Here is a 20,802-nt window from a genome sequence, read left to right as displayed (position 1 = left end):
CTCAGGCCTCCGCCAGATAACGGTGCACCAACATGACCGCCATCGACCCTTCGCCGACGGCAGCCGCCACCCGTTTGGCGGACTCGGCACGCACATCACCTGCAACAAACACACCGGGCACACTTGTTTCCAGATGGTGTGGAGGACGTTCCAATGTCCAGCCGCAGACGTCGCGCAGGTCGGGGCCGGCCAGGATGAAGCCGTGGTCGTCGCGGGCCACCACGCCGTCGAGCCATTCGGTGCGGGGAGTGGCGCCGATGAAGCAGCACATCCGCGTCGAGCTCACCTTCTCCCGCTCGCCGGTGCGTTTGTCCTCCAGCACCAGCCCGACGAGGTGATCGTCCTCGCCGATCGCCTCGACCACCTGGGTACACGTGCGGACGTGGATGTTGGGGGTCTGTTCGATCTGCTGGATCAGGTAGTAGGACATCGACGCCTCCAGCGACGGCCCACGGACCAGCAGTGTCACCGACTTGGCCTCGCGCGACATGAACATCGCCGCCTGCCCGGCCGAGTTGGCGCCGCCGACGATGTAGACGTCCTCGCCCTGGCATTCCGAGGCCTGCGAGACCGAGGCGCCGTAGTACACGCCGCGGCCGACGTAGTTGAGCGGGTTCACCGGATCATCCCAACAGCCCGGCACCGGCAGCTGTCGGTACTCGACGCCGGTGGCCAGGATCACTGCCCGGGCGCCGATGGTGTCGCCGTCGGCGAAGGTGATGGTGCGCGCGGCCCCGGCGACGTCGAGCGCAGTGGCCTCGCGGGTCGTGATGACCTCGGCGCCGAAGCGCTCGGCCTGCCTGCGGGCCGACGTGGCCAGCTCGGCGCCCGAGACTCCGGTGGGGAAGCCCAGGTAGTTCTCGATGCGGGAGCTGCGTCCGGCCTGGCCACCGGTCGTGGTGCCCTCGATCAGGACCGTGTTGAGTCCCTCCGACGCGCCGTAGACCGCGGCGGCCAGCCCGGCCGGGCCGCCGCCGATGACCGCCAGGTCGTACATCGTCAGCGACGGGCTGGTGGACAGCCCCAGCATGTCGGCCAGTTCACCGTCGGAAGGCTCGACCAGGGTCTGGCCACCCTCGGTGATGACCACGGGGAGCTGTCGACCGTCCAGGCCCGCGGCCTCGAGCAGTTGCCTGCCCTTGGGCTCGTCGGAGGTGAACGCCCGATACGTGTGCTGGTTGCGGGCCAGGAATTGGCGGACCTCCCAGGAGCGGGCGCTCCACTGGTGGCCGATCACCTTGGTGTGCGGGATGGCCCGGTCACCGACCGCGTGCCAGGCCTCCAGCAGCCCATCGATGACGGGGTAGAGCTTCTCCTCCGGCGGATCCCACGGCTTGAGCAGGTAATGGTCCAGGTCGACGACGTTGATGGCGTCGATCGCCGCGGTGGTGTCGGCATAAGCCGTCAGCAATACGCGGCGGGCCATCGGATAGAGATCCATGGCCGATTCCAGGAACTCGATACCGCTCATCTGCGGCATCCGGTAGTCCGCCACGAACACTGCGACGGTGTCACCGCGCAGCTTCAGCTCATGCAGGGTCTCCAGGGCATCCAGACCAGACTCGGCACGCATGATCCGGTACCGCTCGCCGTAGTGGCGGCGCAGATCGCGCGCGACAGCACGGGAGACGGCGGGATCGTCGTCGACGGTGAGGATCACTGGCTTACGGGGCGCGGGCGCGGGTCCAGTCATATCGCTCCAATTATGCGCCCCGCTGCCAGCGATTTTCTCGGCTAGGTCGGCGGCTACTCCGTGCGTGACGCGGCAGCCTCACCGTCGGATGACGGCGCGGGCCGTGCCGCCCCGTCGATGCGGCCCGCGGCGGGCTGGTCACCCTCGATCCGGTTCAGCATGGATGCCAGGTCGATGCCCGAGGATTTGAGCGACTCGACGATCTTGGCCACCGCCAGCGGGCTGATTCCGAGGATGCCGCCGATGGCGTCCTGAGTGTCGCCCGCGCCGCCGATGATCGACAGCCGGTCGATGTCGCCGAGCGGCCTGGCCGCGGCCTCGGTGGCCTTGACCATCGAGGCCAGGATGTCGGGCAACATCAGCATGCGGGCGGCCTCAGCGTTGTAGCTGTTCAGGGCGGCCGCGATCTCCTTCTTACCGGTCGCCTCGGCGACCAGCTTGGCCTCGATACCGGCCGCCTCGGCCTGCTGTTCGACGCGCATCGCGTCAGCCAGTTCCTTCTTGCCTGCGGCTTCGGCGACCAGTTTGGCCTGCATGCTGTCTGCCTCGGCCTGCTGTTCGACCCGCAGCGCGTCGGCCGCGGCCTTACGGGCATCGGCTTGGGCCTGCCCGGCTCGTCGCTGCGCCTCGGCGCTGGCTTCCGCGGCGAGGATCGCCGCCTGGCGCTGGCCTTCGGCGCGCGCCACATCGGCCCGTTTCTGCGCCTCGGCCGGGGCGATGACGTCTGCCTGCAACGCGGCCTGCGCCTGCTCGCTGCGCCGCTGCTCGACCTCGATGCGGGCCTGTACGCGGGCTGCCTCGGCCTGCTCGACCGCGATGCCCACGTCCTTCTCGGCGCGGGCGTGGGCCAGCGGGCCGGCCTGGTCGGCCTGGGCGTTCTCGGCTTCGGTCTGCGCCCGCAGCCGGGCCAGCTCGACGTCACGTTTCTGGTTGGCGGACGCGATCGCGGTGTCGGCCTCGGCCTGCGCCACCGCACCGGCTTGCCGTGCCTTGGCCGACTGGATCTGCGCGTCCCGCTCGGCTTCGGCGGTGCCCACCGCGGCGTCGCGCTTGACCTCGGCGATGCGGCGCTGACCCAGCGACTCGAGGTAGCCGTTCTTGTCGGAGATGCCGGCGATCTTGAGCACATCGACCTCCATGCCGATGCGCGCCAGGTCACCGCCGGCCTCCTCGACCACGCTGCGGGCCAGCGTGTCGCGGTTGGAGTTGAGGTCTTCGACGGTCATCGTGGCGGTGATGCCGCGCAGGCTACCGGCCAGGATGTCGTTGATCTGACGCTGCAGACCGTCCAGGTCGGAGGTCAGGAAGCGCTGCACCGCGGTTTGGACGGCTTCGTCGGCCGAGCCGATCCGGACCAGCCCGACAGCTTCCACGTTGACCGGGACGCCGTTGTTGGACAGGGCGTTCTGCAGGTTGATGCTGACGTTGAACGGCTCCAGGCTCATGATGTCGACGCGTTCGATGCCGGGCATCCGGAACCGGGCGCCGCCGCGCACCACCTTCGGTGTCCCGCGGCCGGTGAACACTGCCACTTCGTTGGGCGGCACCTTGATGTAGTTCTTGACGTACACCATCGGCAGCACCACCAGGATGAGGATCGCGGCGATGGCGGCGACGATGACGATGACCAGCAGGGACACTGTGTTGGCCTTTCTTGCGGTTCAGTGCTCGGGTACTGCTCAGGGTTGTGGAACAGCGACCACGTGGACGTAGTCGGGGTCGATGTCCGCGATGTAGACACGGGTCGATTTGGGGAGTGCGGCGGACTCGTCGCTCTTGGCCCGGGAGAACACGCGGTTGCCGTCGGCGTCGACGAAGGACACCTCGCCCCAGCCGCCTGCCGGGACTTCGAGCGTGACGGTGCCCAGCAGGCCGATGTAGGACGCCCGGCCCTTGTGGGAATTGGACTGCTGACGGCGCATGTAGGGCAGTAGCAGGCCGTTGAACACGAACACCAGCACCACAGCGAACGCCGCGGCGGTCACGGCCGTGCCGAAGGTGCCCAGATGCGTCCAGGAGCCGATCAGCCCGCCGGTGCCCGCGCCGAGCAGGGCGACCGACAGCGCGGTCAGGTTGATGAATGGCATGCCGTCGCCGTGACCGATATCGGCTAGCAGCAGTGCGGCCAGGAGCGCGACACCGCCGACGATGAACGCCGCCAGGTACACAGCCGTCATGTGGGCGTCTCCGAAGGCACGGGGTCAGCACCACGGGCGGTGCGGATCACTGGGACTATTGTCGCCTGTGGCGTGGCACTACCATGCACAATTTTTCGGCGGGCGGTCGCTGGCCAGCTGTGATTTTGGCGCAGCCCCGAGAGCGGGTAGTGTGGACCAACGGTGCGGCTTCCGCGCCGACTCTCTGCGTGCCCTGTCCTGGAACTTTTAGGAGTTCTTTCGATCCAGCTCACGTTTTCAGTCGGTCGTGTGGCGGTGCCACGGGCGCACGATACGAAACGAAAGCAAGGATCGCTAGACAGTATGGCCAAGAAAGACGGTGCCATCGAGGTCGAGGGTCGCGTGGTCGAACCCCTGCCCAATGCGATGTTCCGCATTGAGCTGGAGAACGGACACAAGGTCCTGGCCCACATCAGCGGCAAGATGCGGCAGCACTACATCCGCATCCTGCCCGAGGACCGCGTCGTGGTGGAGCTATCTCCCTATGACCTGTCCCGGGGTCGCATTGTGTACCGGTACAAGTAACCGCCCCCAATAAGTTCCACCAGACAAGAACGAGAGACAGGATCGCGAAGCCGTGAAGGTGAACCCGAGCGTCAAGCCGATCTGCGACAAGTGCAGGGTGATCCGCCGGCACGGGCGGGTCATGGTGATCTGCTCCGACCCGCGGCACAAGCAGCGGCAGGGCTAGAGCGCCCGAGCAGTACCCACAACTGAATGCAGACCTCCCAGTACCACTGAACGGCTGGAATCTTTAGAGATTGGGCCGTTCATCCACGTCCGGCACGGAGGCCGGACCCCGAATAGACGGGGAACGGACTGGGAACAGACCTCCGCCAGAAGAAGGAATACCGCCACATGGCACGCCTCGTGGGCGTCGATCTTCCGCGCGACAAGCGCATGGAGATCGCGCTGACCTACATCTACGGCATCGGCCGTACCCGCTCCCAGGAAATCCTGGACGCGACCGGAATCGACCGGAACATGCGCACCAAGGACCTCACCGACGATCAGGTGACCGTGCTGCGCGACTACATCGAAGGCAACCTCAAGGTTGAGGGTGACCTGCGCCGCGAGGTGCAGGCCGACATTCGTCGCAAGATCGAGATCGGCTGCTACCAGGGCCTGCGGCACCGCCGCGGTCTGCCGGTGCGTGGCCAGCGGACCAAGACCAATGCGCGTACCCGCAAGGGCCCCAAGCGCACCATCGCCGGCAAGAAGAAGGCCAGGTAACCCATGCCACCGAAGAAGGCAGGCGCTCCCAAGAAGGGCGTGAAGACCCGTCGCAGGGAAAAGAAGAACGTCCCGCACGGCGCCGCTCACATCAAGAGCACGTTCAACAACACCATCGTGTCGATCACCGATCCGCAGGGCAACGTCATCGCCTGGGCATCGTCGGGTCACGTCGGCTTCAAGGGGTCGCGTAAGTCGACGCCGTTCGCCGCACAGCTGGCCGCCGAGAACGCCGCCCGCAAGGCGCAGGAGCACGGCGTGAAGAAGGTCGACGTGTTCGTCAAGGGCCCGGGCTCGGGCCGCGAGACCGCCATCCGCTCGCTGCAGGCCGCCGGCCTGGAGGTGGGCGCCATTTCCGACGTCACCCCGCAGCCCCACAACGGCTGCCGCCCGCCCAAGCGGCGCCGGGTCTAGGTCTAGGGAGGAAACAGACTCATGGCTCGTTACACCGGACCCGCGACCCGCAAGTCGCGCCGCCTCGGCGTCGACCTGGTCGGCGGCGATCAGTCGTTCGAGAAGCGCCCCTACCCGCCCGGCCAGCACGGCCGTGCGCGGATCAAGGAGAGCGAATACCGCACGCAGCTGCAGGAGAAGCAGAAGGCTCGCTTCACCTACGGCGTGCTGGAGAAGCAGTTCCGCAAGTACTACGAAGAGGCCAACCGCAAGTCGGGTAAGACCGGCGAGAACCTGCTCCAGATCCTGGAGAGCCGGTTGGACAACGTCGTGTACCGCGCCGGCTTGGCCCGGACCCGCCGGATGGCGCGTCAGCTGGTCAGCCACGGCCACTTCACCGTCAACGGTGTCAAGGTGAACATCCCGAGCTACCGGGTGTCGCAGTACGACATCATCGACGTGCGGGACAAGTCGCTGAACACCGACCCGTTCATCATCTCTCGCGAGACCGCCGGCGAGCGGCCGATCCCGTCCTGGCTGCAGGTCGTCGGCGAGCGCCAGCGCATCCTGGTCCACCAGCTCCCGGAGCGGGCGCAGATCCAGGTGCCGCTCGCGGAGCAGCTCATCGTCGAGTTCTACTCGAAGTAATAAACGTCGCTCAGCCATCCGGCTGAGGGACACCCAGACGGCATCAAATAGCGGGTGCCGAGAAGGAGATAGAAACAATGCTGATTTCTCAGCGGCCAACCCTGTCCGAAGAGACCGTCGCCGAGAACCGGTCCAAGTTCGTCATCGAACCGCTGGAGCCCGGTTTCGGTTACACCTTGGGCAACTCGCTGCGGCGCACGCTGCTGTCGTCCATTCCGGGCGCAGCGGTCACCAGCATCCGCATCGACGGTGTGCTGCATGAGTTCACCACCGTCCCCGGGGTGAAGGAAGACGTCACCGACATCATCCTGAACCTCAAGGGCCTGGTCGTGTCCTCTGAGGAAGACGAGCCGGTCACCATGTACCTGCGCAAGCAGGGGCCGGGTGCGGTCACCGCCGGTGACATCGTGCCGCCGGCCGGTGTGACGGTGCACAACCCCGACATGCACATCGCGACCCTCAACGACAAGGGCAAGCTGGAGGTCGAACTCGTCGTCGAGCGTGGCCGCGGCTACGTCCCGGCCGTGCAGAACAAGGCCTCGGGTGCCGAGATCGGCCGTATCCCGGTCGACTCCATCTACAGCCCCGTGCTGAAGGTGACCTACAAGGTGGAGGCCACCCGTGTCGAGCAGCGCACCGACTTCGACAAGCTGATCCTCGACGTCGAGACCAAGAACTCGATCAGCCCGCGTGACGCCCTGGCGTCGGCAGGCAAGACCCTGGTCGAATTGTTCGGTCTGGCACGCGAACTCAACGTCGAGGCGGAAGGCATCGAGATCGGGCCGTCGCCCGCCGAGGCCGACCACATCGCGTCGTTCGCCCTGCCGATCGACGATCTGGATCTGACCGTCCGGTCGTACAACTGCCTCAAGCGCGAGGGTGTGCACACCGTGGGTGAGCTGGTGGCCCGCACGGAGTCCGATCTGCTGGACATCCGCAACTTCGGCCAGAAGTCCATCGACGAGGTGAAGATCAAGCTGCACCAGCTGGGTCTCTCGCTCAAGGACAGCCCGGCCACCTTCGATCCGTCCGAGGTCGCCGGTTACGACGCCGCAACCGGAACCTGGACCAGCGATGCCGGCTACGACCTGGACACCGACCAGGACTTCGCCGAAACCGAACAGCTCTAACAACAGATCCGTCCCGGTCCTACCTGATACGGGGGCCGGCCCCATTTAGGAGATAGTCGCAATGCCCAAGCCCACCAAGGGTGCCCGCCTCGGCGGGTCGTCCTCTCACCAGAAGGCGATCCTGGCCAACCTGGCCACGTCGCTGTTCGAGCACGGTCGGATCAAGACGACCGAGCCCAAGGCGCGGGCGTTGCGGCCCTACGCGGAGAAGCTCATCACCCACGCCAAGAAGGGCAACCTGCACAACCGGCGTGAGGTCATGAAGAAGATCCGTGACAAGGACGTCGTGCACGTCCTGTTCGCCGAGATCGCTCCCTTCTTCGCCGACCGCAACGGCGGCTACACCCGCATCATCAAGGTCGAGAACCGCAAGGGCGACAACGCGCCCATGGCGGTCATCGAGCTGGTGCGGGAGAAGACCGTGACCTCCGAGGCCGACCGCGCCCGCCGTGCCGCCGCGTCGCAGGCCAAGGCTGCTGACGCCGAGGCCGAGGTCGTCGAGGCCGATGAGGCTGCACTGGCCGAGGAGTCCCCGGCCAATGAGGCCGAGGCCGCTGACGAGGCGATCGCCGACGCACAGACGGCTGAGGCCGCCGATGAGGCCGACGACGCCAAGTAACGAGGCTACAACGAACGTGCCCGCCATCGAATCCGATGGCGGGCATGTTTCTTTGGTCCGCCTACGCCTCGACATTGCCTACGACGGCACCGAATTCGCCGGGTGGGCACCGCAGGCCGGGCAGCGCACCGTCGCAGGCGTGCTCGAGGAGACGCTGTCGACGGTGTTCCGCGAGCCGGTTCGGTTGGTGACCGCCGGGCGCACCGACACCGGCGTACACGCCACGGGCCAAGTTGCGCACGTCGACGTACCCAGTCGCGCACTGAGTTTCGCGTACCCGCGGACGCCACGTCCCGGCGATCCCGAGTTTCTGCCGCTGGTACGACGACTCGCTCGGTTCCTCCCGACGGACGTGCGGGTGCGCCGAATAGTCCGTGCTCCCGCCGGTTTCGACGCCCGTTTCTCGGCGTTGCGCCGACACTACGAATACCGGCTGTCTTTGGCGCCGTGGGGCGTGGACCCACAGCAGGCCCGGTTCGTCACCCCGTGGTCGCGGCCACTGGATCTGGATGCCATGACCGCCGCGTCTCAGGAGTTGTTGGGGCTGCAGGACTTCGCCGCGTTCTGCCGGTTCCGCGAGGGTGCGACGACGATCCGCGATCTGCAGCGCTTGTCCTGGGAGCGCCACGGTGATCTGGTGACCGCCCACGTCACTGCTGACGCGTTCTGTTGGAACATGGTCCGCTCGCTGGTGGGCGCGCTGTTGGCGGTGGGGGAGCGCCGTCGCGAACCTGCCTGGATTGCCGGGCTTTTGGGTGTTGACCGCAGGTCCAGCGAGTTTGCCGCCGCGCCGGCGCGGGGACTGACTCTGGTGGGCGTCGACTATCCGCCCGACGATCAGCTGGCCGCCCGGATCGCCGTCACACGGGACCTGCGCACGCTCTGAGCCCTCACGCCGCTCGCGGCTGCGCGGTACATACGTCGACCTGGAACACTGTGACGAGCGTGCAGGCTGCCGCGGCGAGTTCGCGGTTTCGCCGCGGAAAGCTGCACGTTCGCCACAGGCGCTGAACCGGTACACGTTCTGGCGGCAGTTGAAGCATGCCCACTCAGCTCGCTCGGGCGCGGTGCGCGGCCAGCAACTTTTGCCGTACCCGCTCCACAATGTTGTTGGAGCCGAAGGCCATTCGCGCAGTGACCCACAGTGCAGACCAGCCGCGTGATTCGAGTTCGGCGATTTGGGAGTGTACCCACGGTCGATACCACGCATCATCCCTTTCCTCGTCGCACTCGACCGCCACTTTCCATCGAGGCCAGCCCATCGCCACTCGGGTGGACACCAAACCCCATTGGTCATATAACGGGATCCGGGTTCGCAGTCCTGGTATGCCCGTCCAGCGCAGCAGCAGCCGCGTTTGGGTCTGGAGCGGTGATTCGGCCCCGCCATCGGACTGCGCCAGTGCCGTCCGCAGGCGATCGACACCTCGGATCCCGGGATTCGCCTCGATCAATGACCACACCTTCCGCGGATCGAGTTCGGTCTTGTTCATCAACGCATCCAAGATCGGCACAGCTTGGCCGTGCGGCAACAGCCGACCAAGGTCGAACGCAGTCCGTGCCACGGTCGTGACACGCATCCCATCGACGATGCGGACATCCTGTGGCGCAAGGGCGTAAGAATGCACGCTGAGCCCCTCCGGTGCGTGACGATTGGTTCGAACAATCTCCGCCGGTGCGTTGACGTCCAGCCACTTGGTGCCATAAGCCGCCGCGGCCGATACCCCGCACAACACCGCGTCGGGACCGGCGAACAGCCACGCGGCCTGGGCCCGCAGTTCCGGCGTCAGGGCGACGTCATTGGCCAGATACACATTGCGGTACACGGCGCGATAGTTCGTCCGCAGTTCGTGGTCGGTGAGCAACCCGGCACGTATCGCCGCGCTTCCCAAGAAGGGGCTGGGCCGTCGGCCGGGGAAGGCGCCAATGAACTCGTTCACGTGGCTCAGGATCGGAGGGGCTACCGACAAGTCTGGCGAATGTGCAGATTTCGGTGCCAAGTTCGCGGATCTGACGTCGAGAATCTGCACGTTGGCCACAGCTGCCCTGACCAAGTAACGAGGCCGGAGAGCGCGATATCAAGGACGGAGAGCGCCGCTGCGGCGCGGGTCAGAGGCGCGCGGAGACGAATCTGGCAGCCTGGGCCACCATGCCCGACCGGATGTAGCCGGGCGCCAGGTGGTCCTGCCATTCGGACCGCCACTTGTACGGGCTGCTCGGATTGCAGACCGGATCGTCGGAGTGGCACAGGTCGATGGTGCGGTTCCGGTAGGCCGGGCTCAACGCCGTGATCGGCACCGCCCAGTTGGACCCGTTGCCGAAGAGCGCCACGGCCGCGACGTGCCGGTCGGTGCCTGCGGGTAGCGGACTGTTGAAGGTGAACGCCGAAATAGGCACGGCGAGAACCAGATCGGTTGCCGCAGCGCCCAGCGAGTAGCCACCCAGCACAAGCCGGGTGTTCGGGCAGTTACGTGTCATCCACTGGATGTGACGGCTCATGTCGTTGGCGCCCATGTCGACCTGGGTGTCGGCCGGGTAATTCACCGGGTACAGGCTGATATTCGGGCCACGCAGGGCACGCAGTGCGTTGACGAACGCAGCGCCGACCTGCCCGGGCCCTGGGGGCTCCATGCGGCCGCGGGCAAACACCACCTCGGCCGGCGGGCACGTGGCGGCTTTCGCGGCGCCAACCATGCTCGGCGCCACCGTCATTGGCACCACGACGGCGGTCAGGGCGGTGATCAGCGCGGCCAACATCCGACGGCCAATCACGCGTTCGATGGTATTGACGATCCCGTCGAGAATAGGTGCCGGTCCGGCAACGATCCGGCGACGAAGTCGTCGACCTCAGAGACGACCCGCCACGAAGTCGGCTGCCTGGTTGACCATTCCGCCGTCGATATACGCCCCAGCGAGGTGGTCGGGCCAGTTGTTCTTCCAGGTGTCGGGGTCGGCGGGGTTGCAGATCGGGTCTGCGCCATGGCACAACTCGATCGTGCGGTCCCGATAAGCCGGGTTGAAGTTGGTGATCGGGCCGACCCAGCCTGCGCCGTTGCCGAACAAGGCCACGGCGGCGATATGACCGTCGGCGTCGGCCGGAAGCGGGCTCTTGAACCCGAACGCGGTGAACGGCACGGCCAGAACGACATCGGTGACGGCGGCGCCCAGTGAGTAACCACCGAGGACCAGTCGCGTGTTCGGACAGTTGCCGATCATGTACTGGACGTGACCGCTCATGTCATTGGCGCCGATGTCCACCTCGGTGTCCGCGGGGTAGCGGACGGCATAGACGCCGATGTTCTTGTTGACCCGCGAGCGCAGGGCATTGACGAACGCATTGCCGAGGGTGCCGACGCCGGCCGGTTCGGTACGCCCGCGAGCGAAGACCACTTCGACCTCTGGGCACGGCGCGGCCGAGGCGACCGCAAGCACGTCGACGCCCGGAGCTGCTGACGTGACGATCGGTAGCGCCGGCGCGGCCAGCACCACCGCTGCCACACCCAACCATCGCCTGACCCGCCGACCGATGGAAAGTTTGACCACCTAAGCGATGCTAGCCGAGCGAATTGACGGCTGCGGAGGTTATGTGGCGAGGACTACACCAGGCCGGCCACGAAGCTCGCAGCCTGATTGGCGGGCCCCCCGTCGTAGGCCCGGTGCGCATCGACGCTGTTGCCGTCGGTGCACACCGGATCGTTCGGATTGCACAGGTCGATGGCGCGCGATCCGTACACCGGGCTGGCGGTCATCGGCAGGCCGAGCTTGGCGGACGGATTGCCGAACACTGCGACGGCCGCGATGTGGTCGGGAGCGTTGGGCGGCAGCGGCGCATTGAAGCCGACCGCCGGGAAAGGAACCGCGGCGATGACGTCGATGACCGCCGCGCCCTGCGAGTAGCCGCCGAGCACCAGACGGGTATTGGGACAGTTGTCCATCATCCACTGCACGTGGCCGCTGGCGTCGTTGGCGCCGCCAGCGGCAGCGAGGAAGTCGTAGCTGGCGGGATAGTTCACCGCATAGGTGCCCACCGAACGCCCGCCCACCTTGCCGCGCAGTGAGCTGACGAACGCGTTGCCGATCCGGCCGAGGCCGGGACTGTCATTGGTGCCGCGCGCGAACACCACCTGGATGTCGGGGCAGTCGTCGGCCGAGGCGACAGCGAGATTGTCGGCCGGAACCGGCGTCACGATTGCGGCGGCGGCGGTCAGTGCAGCGGCGGCAACGAGCGGAGCGTAACGACGAACAAGATCAATAGCCACACCAAATCCTAGCGTCCGGGCGTCGCTAGACGAGGCGAGCGACGAAGTTCGCGGCCTGATCCGTCAGGCCTGCCGTCACGTAGTCGCTGTGCGCGAACGGGTTCCGGCCGCGCGAGCAGATCGGATCCCCGTCCTTGCAGAGATCGATGGCTTTGCCGCCGAAGACTGATGAGGTGAGCGGGTTGCCGAACTTGGCGGCCGGGTTTCCGAAGGCCACCACGGCCGCGATCTGCGGTACCAGGCTGCTGGGCAGCGGAGGTGCCGAACCGATCTCGCCGACCTTGTTGCCCAGCGGCGGTATGCCGGCGAGCATGTCGACCACGGCTGCGCCCTGCGAGTAACCGCCGAGCACGATCTTGGTGGACGGGCAGGACGCCGCCAGCGACGTGATGCGGTTGGCGGCGTCGTTGGCCCCGTCGGCTGCGGTCAGGAAGTCGTAGCTGGCGGGGTAGTTCACCCCGTACGTGGAGACCGTGCGACCCCCGACCTGGGCGCGCAGCGCGTCCGCGAAAGCCTGTCCTGGGCGGCCGAGGTCGGGTGCATCGTTGGTGCCTCGGGCGAAGATGACCTCGATGTCGGAGCACGGTTCAGCCGCGGCGGGCGCGGCGAAGGTGAGCGGCAATGCCGCGCTGACCAGCGTTGAGACGATCGCGGCCACCCGGGCCGACTTCCGAAGAAGACTCACGGACGACATCGTCACACAAAATGGTTAGCCGCGGCTAATCGTTTGCCGGTTCCGTTGTCTCCCGGAGCGGCATGTCGGGCCAGCTCGCGAGTTCGACCTGGCCGACGGACTCGGGATGCGCCTGCTCGCTGCGGTCTCCCTGGCGCGCCAGGGCCAGACCGAGCAGAACGACGGTGCCACCGATGGCCTGGCTGACCGTCATGGCCTCACCCAGCAGGATCCAGGCCGACAGCACCGCGAACATCACCTCGGACAGACCCACCAGCGATGCGAACCGCGGCTTGAGGCGGGCGACACCGAAGATGCCGAGGGTGTACGCGAGAGCGGTCGGAATCAGGCCCAGTGTGATCACGGGCACCAGCCAGGACGTGGTGAAGCCCGCGATGACGACGGAGTTCGCCGTGAATGTCAGCGGCATCACCCCGGTGACACCGAGCAGCGCGACGGCCGCAGTGCCGACGATCAGGCCGCCCGCGGCCAGGCTGATGGGGTTCAGACCCTCGCCCTCGGTGCTGACGTGGTTGGACATCATGAAGTAGCACGCCGCACACACCGCGGCAGCCAGCCCCCAGCTGACCCCGATCATGTTGATGTGAGCACCGCTGAAGACGTTGAGCACGAGCATGATCCCGGCGACCGCCAGACCCACGCCGGCGAACGTCATCGAGCTGGGGCGCCGACGAGTGGTCGCCCACACCCACCCGACCACGAGGATCGGAGCGGTGTACTCGAGCAGGAGTGCCACGCCGACCGAGAGGTGCGCAACGGCGTTGTAGTAGCAGAGTTGCGCACCGGCGATCGGCACCAGGCCGTAGGCCACGACAGTCTTGGCATGCCGGATGGACTCGCGGACCCAGCCGGGCCGCACGAAGCTGGCGAAGATGGCCATCGCCAGTGCTCCGCCCGCGAGCCGCGCCGTGACGGCGCCGGTCGGGCTCCAGCCGGCTTCGATCAGCGCTTTCGCGAACGGACCGGAGGACCCGAAGGCCAGTGCTGATGCGAGTGCGAACAGCAGACCGAGCCGAAAATGGTTGTCGGTGCTCGGGCGGTCGAGTGCTGCCGTGGCCATGGGTACACCTCCTGGGCGCGTGTCATGAGTAAACTGACTTTTGGTAGTGACGGTACGGCGGAAAGGAGTCACGAGTCAAATGCTTTTCACTTATGACACGGAACTCACACTCCGGGCTGCCGCGGTGCTGGTCAACAGCGATCGGGTGGACGGCGAGCAGCTGGGCGACCTCGCCGCTCTGGATCAATATCTGAACGACTTCGGCTGGACAGGGCGGCGTGACCGCGACGACGTCGAACTGCGCGCGGTGCACGAACTGCGGACCCGGATCGGGGATATCTGGGACGTTGCCGACGATGAGGAAGCGACGGTGGACAGGGTCAACGCACTGCTGGGCGAGACCAAAGCGTCGCCATGGCTGACCCGCCACGTGGAGAATCCCGATTGGCACCTACATCTGGGCGCCGCCGACGACCCGCTGTGGCAGCGCATGGGCGCCGAGATCGCGATGGCGCTCGCCGACCTGATCCGCGGCGGTGAGCTCAGGCGATTGAAGATCTGCGCGGCCCCGGACTGCACGGCGGTGCTGACCGACCTGTCACGCAACCGTTCGCGCATCTTCTGCGACACCGGCAACTGCGGCAACCGCCAGCACGTCGCGGCCTACCGGCAGCGGCAGCGCGAGGAAGAGTAGGGGCGCTGGTTCGCACGTGCCCTCAGCCGCCGCGGCAGGAGATGTCCACGTATACGGTGTCGGACTCGGTCGGATCGATCCGATTGCCGTTGGGCTGTGAATTGGAATTGCGCAGCCCCTCGATCCCGGTGACCCGGCAGGAGCTCAACGGGTACACCGCGGCCCCGTTGAGTTGCACGTCGTAGCCCTGCGCGCGCAGTGCATTGACGGTGTCCTGGGCATTGCCGTAACCGTTGTTGAACGCCGACGGATCTGCTGACGCCGTATGTGCCGCTGCGGCGAGCAGGACAGCCGCCATCGCAGCGGCACTGAGCCAAGTCCTCACCACGAATCCCTTTCGTCGGCCGGGCAGCGTGGCGATTGCCAAGTGCTGCAGGCGGTTCCGAAAGGAGTTAGGGGGCGGGGTTACACCGCGGGCTCAGTCGTCGCGATGTCCGTTGCGACTCTGGTGCTCCCGCAAGGCGGTGAGCGCTTTGCGTTCGGAGGCGTGGGTGGCTTCGGTGAGGGCGTCTTGCTCGACGGCCGGGTCGGCGTAGAGGAAGCTGCCGGTGCCGGGTGCGCCGCCGGAGCCGAGTTTGTTCATCCGCTTGGGTAGGGCGGCGCCCTGGTATTCGAGCGGGATGGGGTGGCCGTGGTCGTCGACGGGGCCCAGTGGTTGGTGCAGTTCGACGTAGGCGCCGTGGGGTAGGCGTTTGATGATGCCGGTCTCGATGCCGTGTTCGAGGACGGCGCGGTCGCTGCGTTGTAGGGAGACGGCCCAGCGGTAGGCGATGTAGTAGACGATGCCGGGCAGGACGACCATGCCGATGCGGCCGATCCAGGTGGTGGCGTTCAGGGAGATGTGGAATTTGAGTGCGATGATGTCGTTCATCGCGGCCAGGGTGAGCACCATGTAGAACGCGATGGCCATGGAGCCGATGGCGGTGCGCACCGGTACATCTCGCGGACGCTGCAGCAGGTTGTGATGCGCGTCGTCCCCGGAGACCTTCTTCTCGATGAACGGGTAGGCGATCAGCAAGATGAAGACGATGCCCATGATGAGTGCGACACCCACCGCCGCGGGGATGGTGTGACCGAACGGGTAGAACTCCCAGGCCGGCCAGATACGGGCCAGGCCCTCGGTCCACATCATGTAGAAGTCCGGCTGTGAACCGGCCGAGACTTGAGATGGCTTGTAGGGGCCGAGGTTCCAGATCGGGTTGATGGTCAGCAGACCGCCCATCAGGCCGAGCACGCCGGTGATCATCGCGAAGAACGCACCGGACTTGACCGCGAACACCGGCATGACGCGCACGCCGACAACGTTCTTCTCCGTACGTCCAGGGCCGGGGAACTGCGTGTGCTTGCCAAACCAGAGCAGGGTGAGGTGCGTCGCCACGAGTGCCAATATGACGGCGGGGATGAGCAGGATGTGCAGGGCGTAGAGGCGCGGGATCAGCACGGTGCCGGGGAAGTCGCCGCCGAACAGCGCCCAGTGCAGCCAGGTGCCGACGACAGGCAGGCCCAGGGTGATCGAGGACAGCGCGGCGCGCAGACCGATGCCGGACAGCAGGTCGTCGGGCAGCGAGTAACCGAAGTAACCCTCGAACATGGCCAGGATCAACAGGATTGCGCCGGTGACCCAGCTGGCCTCACGCGGACGCCGGAACGCACCCGTGAAGAAGACGCGGGCGAGATGGACCATGATCGATGCCGCGAACATCAGCGCTGCCCAATGGTGGACCTGACGGACGAACAGGCCGCCGCGGATCTCGAAGCTGATCTCCAGCGCCGACTCATACGCGCGCGACATCTGCACGCCCCGAAGTGGTTGGTACACACCGTTGTAGGTCACCTCTGCCATCGACGGATCGAAGAACAGGGTCAGCCACACACCGGTGATCAGCAGCACGACGAAGCTGTACATCGCGATCTCGCCGAGCAGAAATGACCAGTGCATCGGGAACACCTTGTTCAGCTGACGGCGCACCGAAGCGGACGGGTGATACCGCGAATCGATCGCGTCGGCAGTGGAGCCGGCGTCCGGTCGCGACCAACTGGCGGACATAGCAGCCACGCTAGCCCGCCGGTGGGACATGGCTGGGCTCCATTTTGGCGCCGATTTCGGGTACCACTTTTCCTGCGTGGTAGGCCGTCGGGACCGGGTTAGAGTGATCGCCGGGGGACACATGGCACGACGACCGGCGACCCGGCTGCAACTGGGCGGGCACCGCTTCCTGATCCGGCGCACGCAACACGCCCTGGTGCGCGGCGACGCCCGGATGATCGATGATCCGCTACGCACACAAGCGATTTCGCTGACCATCGGCGCCGTGCTCGCGGTCGTGGCCTTCGCGGTGTGCGCGGCGACGGCAATGCTGCGTCCCGGTGGCGATCTCGATGCGACGCCGATAGTCATGGCCCGCGACACCGGGGCGCTGTACGTGCGGATCGCCGACACCATGCACCCGGTGCTCAACCTGGCGTCGGCCCGGTTGTTGGCCGCAACACCCGCCAACCCACGGCCGGTCAATGCCCACGCACTCGCCGCGGCCAACCGCGGTCCGCTGGTGGGTATCCCGGGTGCACCTATGCAGATCGATCCGCCATTGAACATCGACGAGTCCGGTTGGACGCTGTGTGACGTGGCCGATCCGCCACAAACAGTGCTGATCGTGGGCCGCATGACCTCGGATACCGGTCGGCTGCCGGGCGGGCAGGCGTTACTGGTGGCTCCGCGGGGTGAGGGCCCCGCCGCCACGTACCTGGTCTTCGACGGTTGGCGCGCAGCAGTCGATCTGCGGGATATCTCGGTGGTGCGCGCGTTGCATCTGGAAGGCGTTGCACCGCTGATGGTCTCGCGTTCACTTCTCGACAGCGTGCCGGAGGCGCCGGCGATCCAGGCACCTCAGATCGCGGACGCCGGCGCGCCCGGGACGCCCGCGCTGGGTGGTCTCGGCGTCGGCACCGTGGTGCGGGTGGAACGGGCGGCCGGCCACGAGTTCTACGTCGTGCTGTCCGACGGCGTGCAGCGCGTCGACACCGTGGTTGCCGACCTGATCCGGTTCACCGTCGCCCAGCCGGGCGGGCAACCTCCGGTGATCGCAGCCGACGTGATCGCGACCGTGCCGTTCGTCGAGACGTTACCGGTGCGCCGGTTTCCCGATCGGGTCGCGGCGGGCACGGGTGACACCGTGTGCGCCGGTTGGGATCCGAGGCACCAGAGTTCGGAAACGAATACGACGGTGGCCGTGAGCAGTTCGCTGCCCGTGCCCGGAAGCGGGGGAGTGACGCTCGCCCAGTCCGACGCCGAGGGGCCGAACATCGACCGGGTCGTCATCCCTGCCGGCCGCGGTGCGTTGGTGCGGTCCACGGCAGTCGTCGGAACCGGTGGGACCGCCGGATCGCTCTTTTACCTCAACGATCGTGGGGTGCTGTTCGGTGTACACGACGAGCGGGCCGCCGAGCATCTCGGTCTGCCCGGGCCCGCGGTGGCTGCCCCGTGGTCGATGTTGGCGGTCCTGCCTCGTGGCCCGGAACTGAGCCGCGACGCCGCGTCAGTCGTCCGTGACGGGCTGAATGTCGCCCGTGCGATCCCGTGATCTCCTGGCGGACAGGATGATTGCCAGGGTCACGACGATGCACGCGGCAGCGCCGCCGAAGGCGACCCGGCGTGGCCGTGCATCGCCGACCGCTGCCGACGGCGGTGGCAGCAAAGGTGGGGTGACCGGTGCCGCGGCTGCGGGTGCGCCACCGCTGACCGCCGCCAAAGCATCGACCACACCACTGCCTACGAATGGGTCCCACCCCGCCGGCGGGCGGTGCGCTGTCGCCTCGATGCGGCGCATGACGTCGCGCGCACTGAGTTGCGGAAACCGCGACCGGACCAGTGCTGCGATTCCTGCGACGACGGGCGCCGCGTAACTGGTGCCCGAGATCGGCTTCCCTGCTGCGAGAAGGTCGATCAGTCCAGCTGCGTCGGGATGCAGCGAGACCACTTCCTCACCCGGCGCCGCGACGTCGACCCAAGGCCCGGCCAAGGTGAAATCCGACGCGGCGCCGTCGCGGCCGACCGACCCGACCGACAGGACCAGATCGTCGTACCAGGCCGGGCTCGCGACCGAGCGCACCGTGTCCCAGTCCGGTCCGCCGGTCGGCCCCGGTGGCGGGTTCTGTTCGGGGCACTGGCCGGCGCCGCCGACGTTGCCTGCCGCCGTCACCACGACGACGTTCTTCACGTCGACGGCGTAGGTGAGCGCGGCGCCCAGGGGCCGGTCGTCGAGACGGTCGGCGGCGGCCACGCAGGCCACCGACGAGATGTTGATGACGGTGGCACCCAGGTCGGCGGCGGTCCGCACGGCCCGGGCCAGGCTGTCGACGTCACCGACACCGGGCGCCTGCCCCTCGACGGCGAACTTGGTGCTCGACTGACGAATACTGAGAATCGTTGCCTCCGGCGCAATTCCGCTGAAGCCGAGACCATCGGGAGCTCCTCCGATCAGCCCGGCGACGATGGTCCCGTGCCCGTCGCAATCACTCGTCCCGTCGCCACGCGCCACGTAGTCGCCGCCGCCGACGAGGTGGGGCAGCAGGCGATGTCGCGCCACCCCGGTGTCGATCACCGCGACGGTCTGGCCCCGGCCCTTGGTGAGCCGCCACACGGCGTCGAGTTCCATCGGATTGTGGGCGCCGTCGGCCGCACGCGTTGTCGGTGCGAAGCATTGCCCGCGCAGGCGCGTCGGTCCCGGAGGCACCGGCGCGGACGCCTGCGGCAGCAACGCACTGTCGACCGGCGGCGGCTCCACCACCGGAAGCGGTCGCGGTCCCAGCGCAGCGGCAGCCGGTGCCGCGGCGAGCGCAAGAACCGCGGCCGCTGCGATCACCCGGACGGGCCCGCTCATGGCAGGTTCAGACCTCGAGCCAGGTCGAAGAGCCCGGCGAGCCAGCATGCCAGCGGTACCACCGACGCCAGCGCCAGATACTCCGTGGCGTCGAGGATGCGCGAGGCGCGGTGACCGGCGGCCACAGTGGCTGCACCCGGCGCGAGTGCCGCGAGCCCCGCGCTGACGACAATGCCTGCCGCCCAGTGTGCCGATGTCGGCGACCACACCACCACGAGAACGAATGTCGCTGTGGTGGCGGCGAATCCGGCTCCGGCGAGCGCGAGCCTGCAGAGGCCCGAAGCGTGCGAACGGGCGCGCAACGCCAGTGCCACCCCGACCGCGCAGGTGAATGCCACGGCCGCCGGCGTCACCGCATGCCTGGCGCCGGCGACGACAATGATCGTTCCCAATGCCGCGGCGGCGGAGAAGCCGGTGACGAGCCCCGTCAGCGTTCGGTGCCCGCGCAGTACGCGGCCGGCGATGTCGCCGTCAGGTCCCTCGTCGCCCGGGAGCGGCGGAGTGAGACGGGCCAGCGCGATCGACAATCGTGCAGCCGCCGTGAGCCCGCCCAGCGCTGCCGTCGCCAACACAGCTCCGAGCGCCACTGTGGACAGCGGCCACATCACCGCCGTCCCGCTGACCACCCCGACAGTCGCGGTCATCGTCACCACGGCGGTCAAAATGACTGTGCTGCCGCCCGATAGCCGAAGCAGCACCGCGGCGACCGAAGCCGATGCCACCGCGGCCAGAAAGGCATTCGCCGGTGCGGGGCCGCCCGGCACGACCAGGAATCCGAGCACTGCGGCCTGCAGCACCGCGCAGAGGTCCACGGCGGCCACCGAGTCGGGCCCACAGCGGACCCGGCGCGCAGCCATCGCGGCGCCGGTCACGGCGACGGCCAGGGCGGCAGCGGTGACGACCCGCCCCGTACCGCCTGCTGCGGCACCCGCCAGTGTCAGTGCGCCGACGAGCACGGTGCCCAGGCAACCGACCGGGCGTAACCCGGAGTGTGGATTGTCCGGGATTGCCGCGGCGAGTGCACCGATCAAGGACGGGTCGCGGGGCCGTGGCCTCGGCACTGCAGCGGCCGACAACAACAGCAGATCGCCGTCCCGAATGTCGTGCTGGCTCAAGGACATCGATTCGTCCAGCGACGGCCCGCCGACCCGGGACAACCGCCAGCGACGCGGTCCGGTGCCTGCGCCGACGGCGTCGGCGATGGCGGGCAGCAGTTGCCCCACGGTCAGCGACGACGGCAGGCGCAGATCGACCGTCGCCGGTTGGTCGGCGCCGGGCAGCTCACAGTGAATCGCCACTCGGCACAATGCATTCGGCACGTCATCACCCCCCGGTTGACGCCAGTGAACACACCGTAGCCGAGCGCGGTCGCAGCGGATTGCAGC

The 20,802-nt window shown here is 67.4% G+C and carries 23 protein-coding genes; 10 read left to right on the top strand and 13 right to left on the bottom strand.

Annotated elements, in window-relative coordinates; genetic code table 11:
• Window position 1: 1 nt before the first annotated feature.
• The 3 genes from BTO20_RS28115 to BTO20_RS28105 are packed head-to-tail and all read right to left on the bottom strand — an operon-like array spanning window position 2 to window position 3,870.
• Complete coding sequence (locus tag BTO20_RS28115) at window positions 2–1,693, bottom strand: FAD-dependent oxidoreductase (RefSeq protein WP_198344088.1); 1,692 nt, start codon at window positions 1,691–1,693, stop codon at window positions 2–4.
• A 53-nt stretch (window positions 1,694–1,746) separates the two neighbouring features.
• Entirely contained in the window at window positions 1,747–3,333 is a 1,587-nt protein-coding gene (locus BTO20_RS28110) for a flotillin family protein (protein WP_232490880.1), read from the bottom strand.
• Window positions 3,334–3,372: 39 nt separating this feature from the next.
• Window positions 3,373–3,870, bottom strand: a complete 498-nt coding sequence (locus BTO20_RS28105; protein ID WP_087079230.1) for a hypothetical protein — start codon at window positions 3,868–3,870, stop codon at window positions 3,373–3,375.
• Window positions 3,871–4,173: 303 nt separating this feature from the next.
• Here BTO20_RS28105 and infA point away from each other — a divergent pair, with 303 nt between their 5' ends.
• From infA to truA, 8 genes are all read left to right on the top strand, one after another.
• Window positions 4,174–4,395, top strand: a complete 222-nt coding sequence (gene infA, locus BTO20_RS28100) for a translation initiation factor IF-1 (protein ID WP_003418601.1) — start codon at window positions 4,174–4,176, stop codon at window positions 4,393–4,395.
• Between the two features lie 52 nt (window positions 4,396–4,447).
• Window positions 4,448–4,561, top strand: coding sequence for a 50S ribosomal protein L36 (rpmJ, locus tag BTO20_RS28095; protein WP_003879483.1), 114 nt, complete (start codon window positions 4,448–4,450; stop codon window positions 4,559–4,561).
• A gap of 167 nt (window positions 4,562–4,728) precedes the next feature.
• On the top strand, window positions 4,729–5,103 hold the full coding sequence (gene rpsM / locus BTO20_RS28090) for a 30S ribosomal protein S13 (RefSeq protein ID WP_018601786.1): 375 nt from the start codon (window positions 4,729–4,731) through the stop codon (window positions 5,101–5,103).
• 3 nt (window positions 5,104–5,106) lie between these two features.
• A complete protein-coding gene (rpsK, locus tag BTO20_RS28085) occupies window positions 5,107–5,517 on the top strand; it encodes a 30S ribosomal protein S11 (protein ID WP_019972253.1) in 411 nt (136 codons plus the stop codon).
• Between the two features lie 21 nt (window positions 5,518–5,538).
• Window positions 5,539–6,144 carry a 30S ribosomal protein S4 gene (gene rpsD / locus BTO20_RS28080; protein ID WP_087079229.1) on the top strand — a complete coding sequence of 202 codons (606 nt, stop codon included), beginning with the start codon at window positions 5,539–5,541 and terminating at the stop codon, window positions 6,142–6,144.
• Between the two features lie 77 nt (window positions 6,145–6,221).
• Window positions 6,222–7,274 (top strand): DNA-directed RNA polymerase subunit alpha, encoded by a 1,053-nt coding sequence (locus tag BTO20_RS28075; RefSeq protein ID WP_018601783.1) that lies wholly within the window; start codon window positions 6,222–6,224, stop codon window positions 7,272–7,274.
• Window positions 7,275–7,335: 61 nt separating this feature from the next.
• The gene (rplQ, locus tag BTO20_RS28070) at window positions 7,336–7,893 is read left to right on the top strand and encodes a 50S ribosomal protein L17 (RefSeq protein WP_087079228.1); all 558 of its coding nucleotides are present in this window, start codon (window positions 7,336–7,338) and stop codon (window positions 7,891–7,893) included.
• On the top strand, window positions 7,871–8,779 hold the full coding sequence (gene truA / locus BTO20_RS28065; RefSeq protein WP_408632129.1) for a tRNA pseudouridine(38-40) synthase TruA: 909 nt from the start codon (window positions 7,871–7,873) through the stop codon (window positions 8,777–8,779). Before rplQ ends, truA begins: the two co-directional genes overlap by 23 nt.
• A gap of 163 nt (window positions 8,780–8,942) precedes the next feature.
• On the opposite strand, the gene BTO20_RS28060 is transcribed toward truA, so the two are convergent.
• The 6 genes from BTO20_RS28060 to BTO20_RS28035 form a co-directional block, all read right to left on the bottom strand.
• Window positions 8,943–9,830 (bottom strand): hypothetical protein, encoded by an 888-nt coding sequence (locus BTO20_RS28060; RefSeq protein ID WP_198344087.1) that lies wholly within the window; start codon window positions 9,828–9,830, stop codon window positions 8,943–8,945.
• A 169-nt stretch (window positions 9,831–9,999) separates the two neighbouring features.
• Entirely contained in the window at window positions 10,000–10,671 is a 672-nt protein-coding gene (locus BTO20_RS28055) for a cutinase family protein (RefSeq protein WP_232491279.1), read from the bottom strand.
• A gap of 66 nt (window positions 10,672–10,737) precedes the next feature.
• Window positions 10,738–11,433 carry a cutinase family protein gene (locus BTO20_RS28050; protein WP_087079225.1) on the bottom strand — a complete coding sequence of 232 codons (696 nt, stop codon included), beginning with the start codon at window positions 11,431–11,433 and terminating at the stop codon, window positions 10,738–10,740.
• 53 nt (window positions 11,434–11,486) lie between these two features.
• A complete protein-coding gene (locus BTO20_RS28045; RefSeq protein ID WP_087079224.1) occupies window positions 11,487–12,149 on the bottom strand; it encodes a cutinase family protein in 663 nt (220 codons plus the stop codon).
• Between the two features lie 25 nt (window positions 12,150–12,174).
• On the bottom strand, window positions 12,175–12,843 hold the full coding sequence (locus BTO20_RS28040) for a cutinase family protein (protein WP_087079223.1): 669 nt from the start codon (window positions 12,841–12,843) through the stop codon (window positions 12,175–12,177).
• Window positions 12,844–12,868: 25 nt separating this feature from the next.
• Window positions 12,869–13,903: an EamA family transporter gene (locus BTO20_RS28035; RefSeq protein WP_087079222.1), complete on the bottom strand. Its 1,035-nt coding sequence runs from the start codon at window positions 13,901–13,903 to the stop codon at window positions 12,869–12,871.
• Between the two features lie 79 nt (window positions 13,904–13,982).
• Here BTO20_RS28035 and BTO20_RS28030 point away from each other — a divergent pair, with 79 nt between their 5' ends.
• Entirely contained in the window at window positions 13,983–14,537 is a 555-nt protein-coding gene (locus tag BTO20_RS28030; protein ID WP_087079221.1) for a CGNR zinc finger domain-containing protein, read from the top strand.
• A 22-nt stretch (window positions 14,538–14,559) separates the two neighbouring features.
• Here BTO20_RS28030 and BTO20_RS28025 read toward each other — a convergent pair whose 3' ends face one another.
• Both BTO20_RS28025 and qcrB read right to left on the bottom strand, forming a co-directional pair.
• Entirely contained in the window at window positions 14,560–14,835 is a 276-nt protein-coding gene (locus tag BTO20_RS28025) for a hypothetical protein (protein ID WP_408632210.1), read from the bottom strand.
• Window positions 14,836–14,955: 120 nt separating this feature from the next.
• The gene (gene qcrB, locus BTO20_RS28020; RefSeq protein WP_087079220.1) at window positions 14,956–16,584 is read right to left on the bottom strand and encodes a cytochrome bc1 complex cytochrome b subunit; all 1,629 of its coding nucleotides are present in this window, start codon (window positions 16,582–16,584) and stop codon (window positions 14,956–14,958) included.
• A gap of 121 nt (window positions 16,585–16,705) precedes the next feature.
• Here qcrB and eccB point away from each other — a divergent pair, with 121 nt between their 5' ends.
• Entirely contained in the window at window positions 16,706–18,118 is a 1,413-nt protein-coding gene (gene eccB / locus BTO20_RS28015; RefSeq protein WP_087079219.1) for a type VII secretion protein EccB, read from the top strand.
• Here the strand turns inward: eccB and mycP are convergent.
• Together mycP and eccD are read right to left on the bottom strand one after the other, a co-directional pair.
• A complete protein-coding gene (gene mycP, locus BTO20_RS28010) occupies window positions 18,074–19,417 on the bottom strand; it encodes a type VII secretion-associated serine protease mycosin (protein WP_087079218.1) in 1,344 nt (447 codons plus the stop codon). The genes eccB and mycP overlap by 45 nt on opposite strands.
• Window positions 19,414–20,736 carry a type VII secretion integral membrane protein EccD gene (gene eccD / locus BTO20_RS28005; RefSeq protein WP_087079217.1) on the bottom strand — a complete coding sequence of 441 codons (1,323 nt, stop codon included), beginning with the start codon at window positions 20,734–20,736 and terminating at the stop codon, window positions 19,414–19,416. The genes mycP and eccD overlap by 4 nt, the downstream gene beginning before the upstream one ends.
• Window positions 20,737–20,802 lie beyond the last annotated feature (66 nt).

The sequence above is a fragment of the Mycobacterium dioxanotrophicus genome (assembly GCF_002157835.1).
GTDB classification, from domain to species: domain Bacteria; phylum Actinomycetota; class Actinomycetes; order Mycobacteriales; family Mycobacteriaceae; genus Mycobacterium; species Mycobacterium dioxanotrophicus.
Note: the sequence above shows the minus strand (reverse complement) of the source record. Positions and strands in the feature narration are given on the sequence as shown.

Excerpts from the sequence above, each read along its gene's own strand:
- BTO20_RS28115 (WP_198344088.1), bottom strand. The coding sequence starts at position 1,693 with ATGACTGGACCCGCGCCCGCGCCCCGTAAGCCAGTGATCCTCACCGTC.
- BTO20_RS28105 (WP_087079230.1), bottom strand. The coding sequence starts at position 3,870 with ATGACGGCTGTGTACCTGGCGGCGTTCATCGTCGGCGGTGTCGCGCTC.
- infA (WP_003418601.1), top strand. The coding sequence starts at position 4,174 with ATGGCCAAGAAAGACGGTGCCATCGAGGTCGAGGGTCGCGTGGTCGAA.
- rpsM (WP_018601786.1), top strand. The coding sequence starts at position 4,729 with ATGGCACGCCTCGTGGGCGTCGATCTTCCGCGCGACAAGCGCATGGAG.
- rpsK (WP_019972253.1), top strand. The coding sequence starts at position 5,107 with ATGCCACCGAAGAAGGCAGGCGCTCCCAAGAAGGGCGTGAAGACCCGT.
- rpsD (WP_087079229.1), top strand. The coding sequence starts at position 5,539 with ATGGCTCGTTACACCGGACCCGCGACCCGCAAGTCGCGCCGCCTCGGC.
- BTO20_RS28075 (WP_018601783.1), top strand. The coding sequence starts at position 6,222 with ATGCTGATTTCTCAGCGGCCAACCCTGTCCGAAGAGACCGTCGCCGAG.
- rplQ (WP_087079228.1), top strand. The coding sequence starts at position 7,336 with ATGCCCAAGCCCACCAAGGGTGCCCGCCTCGGCGGGTCGTCCTCTCAC.
- truA (WP_408632129.1), top strand. The coding sequence starts at position 7,871 with ATGAGGCCGACGACGCCAAGTAACGAGGCTACAACGAACGTGCCCGCC.
- BTO20_RS28040 (WP_087079223.1), bottom strand. The coding sequence starts at position 12,843 with ATGTCGTCCGTGAGTCTTCTTCGGAAGTCGGCCCGGGTGGCCGCGATC.
- BTO20_RS28035 (WP_087079222.1), bottom strand. The coding sequence starts at position 13,903 with ATGGCCACGGCAGCACTCGACCGCCCGAGCACCGACAACCATTTTCGG.
- BTO20_RS28030 (WP_087079221.1), top strand. The coding sequence starts at position 13,983 with ATGCTTTTCACTTATGACACGGAACTCACACTCCGGGCTGCCGCGGTG.
- BTO20_RS28025 (WP_408632210.1), bottom strand. The coding sequence starts at position 14,835 with ATGGCGGCTGTCCTGCTCGCCGCAGCGGCACATACGGCGTCAGCAGAT.
- qcrB (WP_087079220.1), bottom strand. The coding sequence starts at position 16,584 with ATGTCCGCCAGTTGGTCGCGACCGGACGCCGGCTCCACTGCCGACGCG.
- eccB (WP_087079219.1), top strand. The coding sequence starts at position 16,706 with ATGGCACGACGACCGGCGACCCGGCTGCAACTGGGCGGGCACCGCTTC.
- mycP (WP_087079218.1), bottom strand. The coding sequence starts at position 19,417 with ATGAGCGGGCCCGTCCGGGTGATCGCAGCGGCCGCGGTTCTTGCGCTC.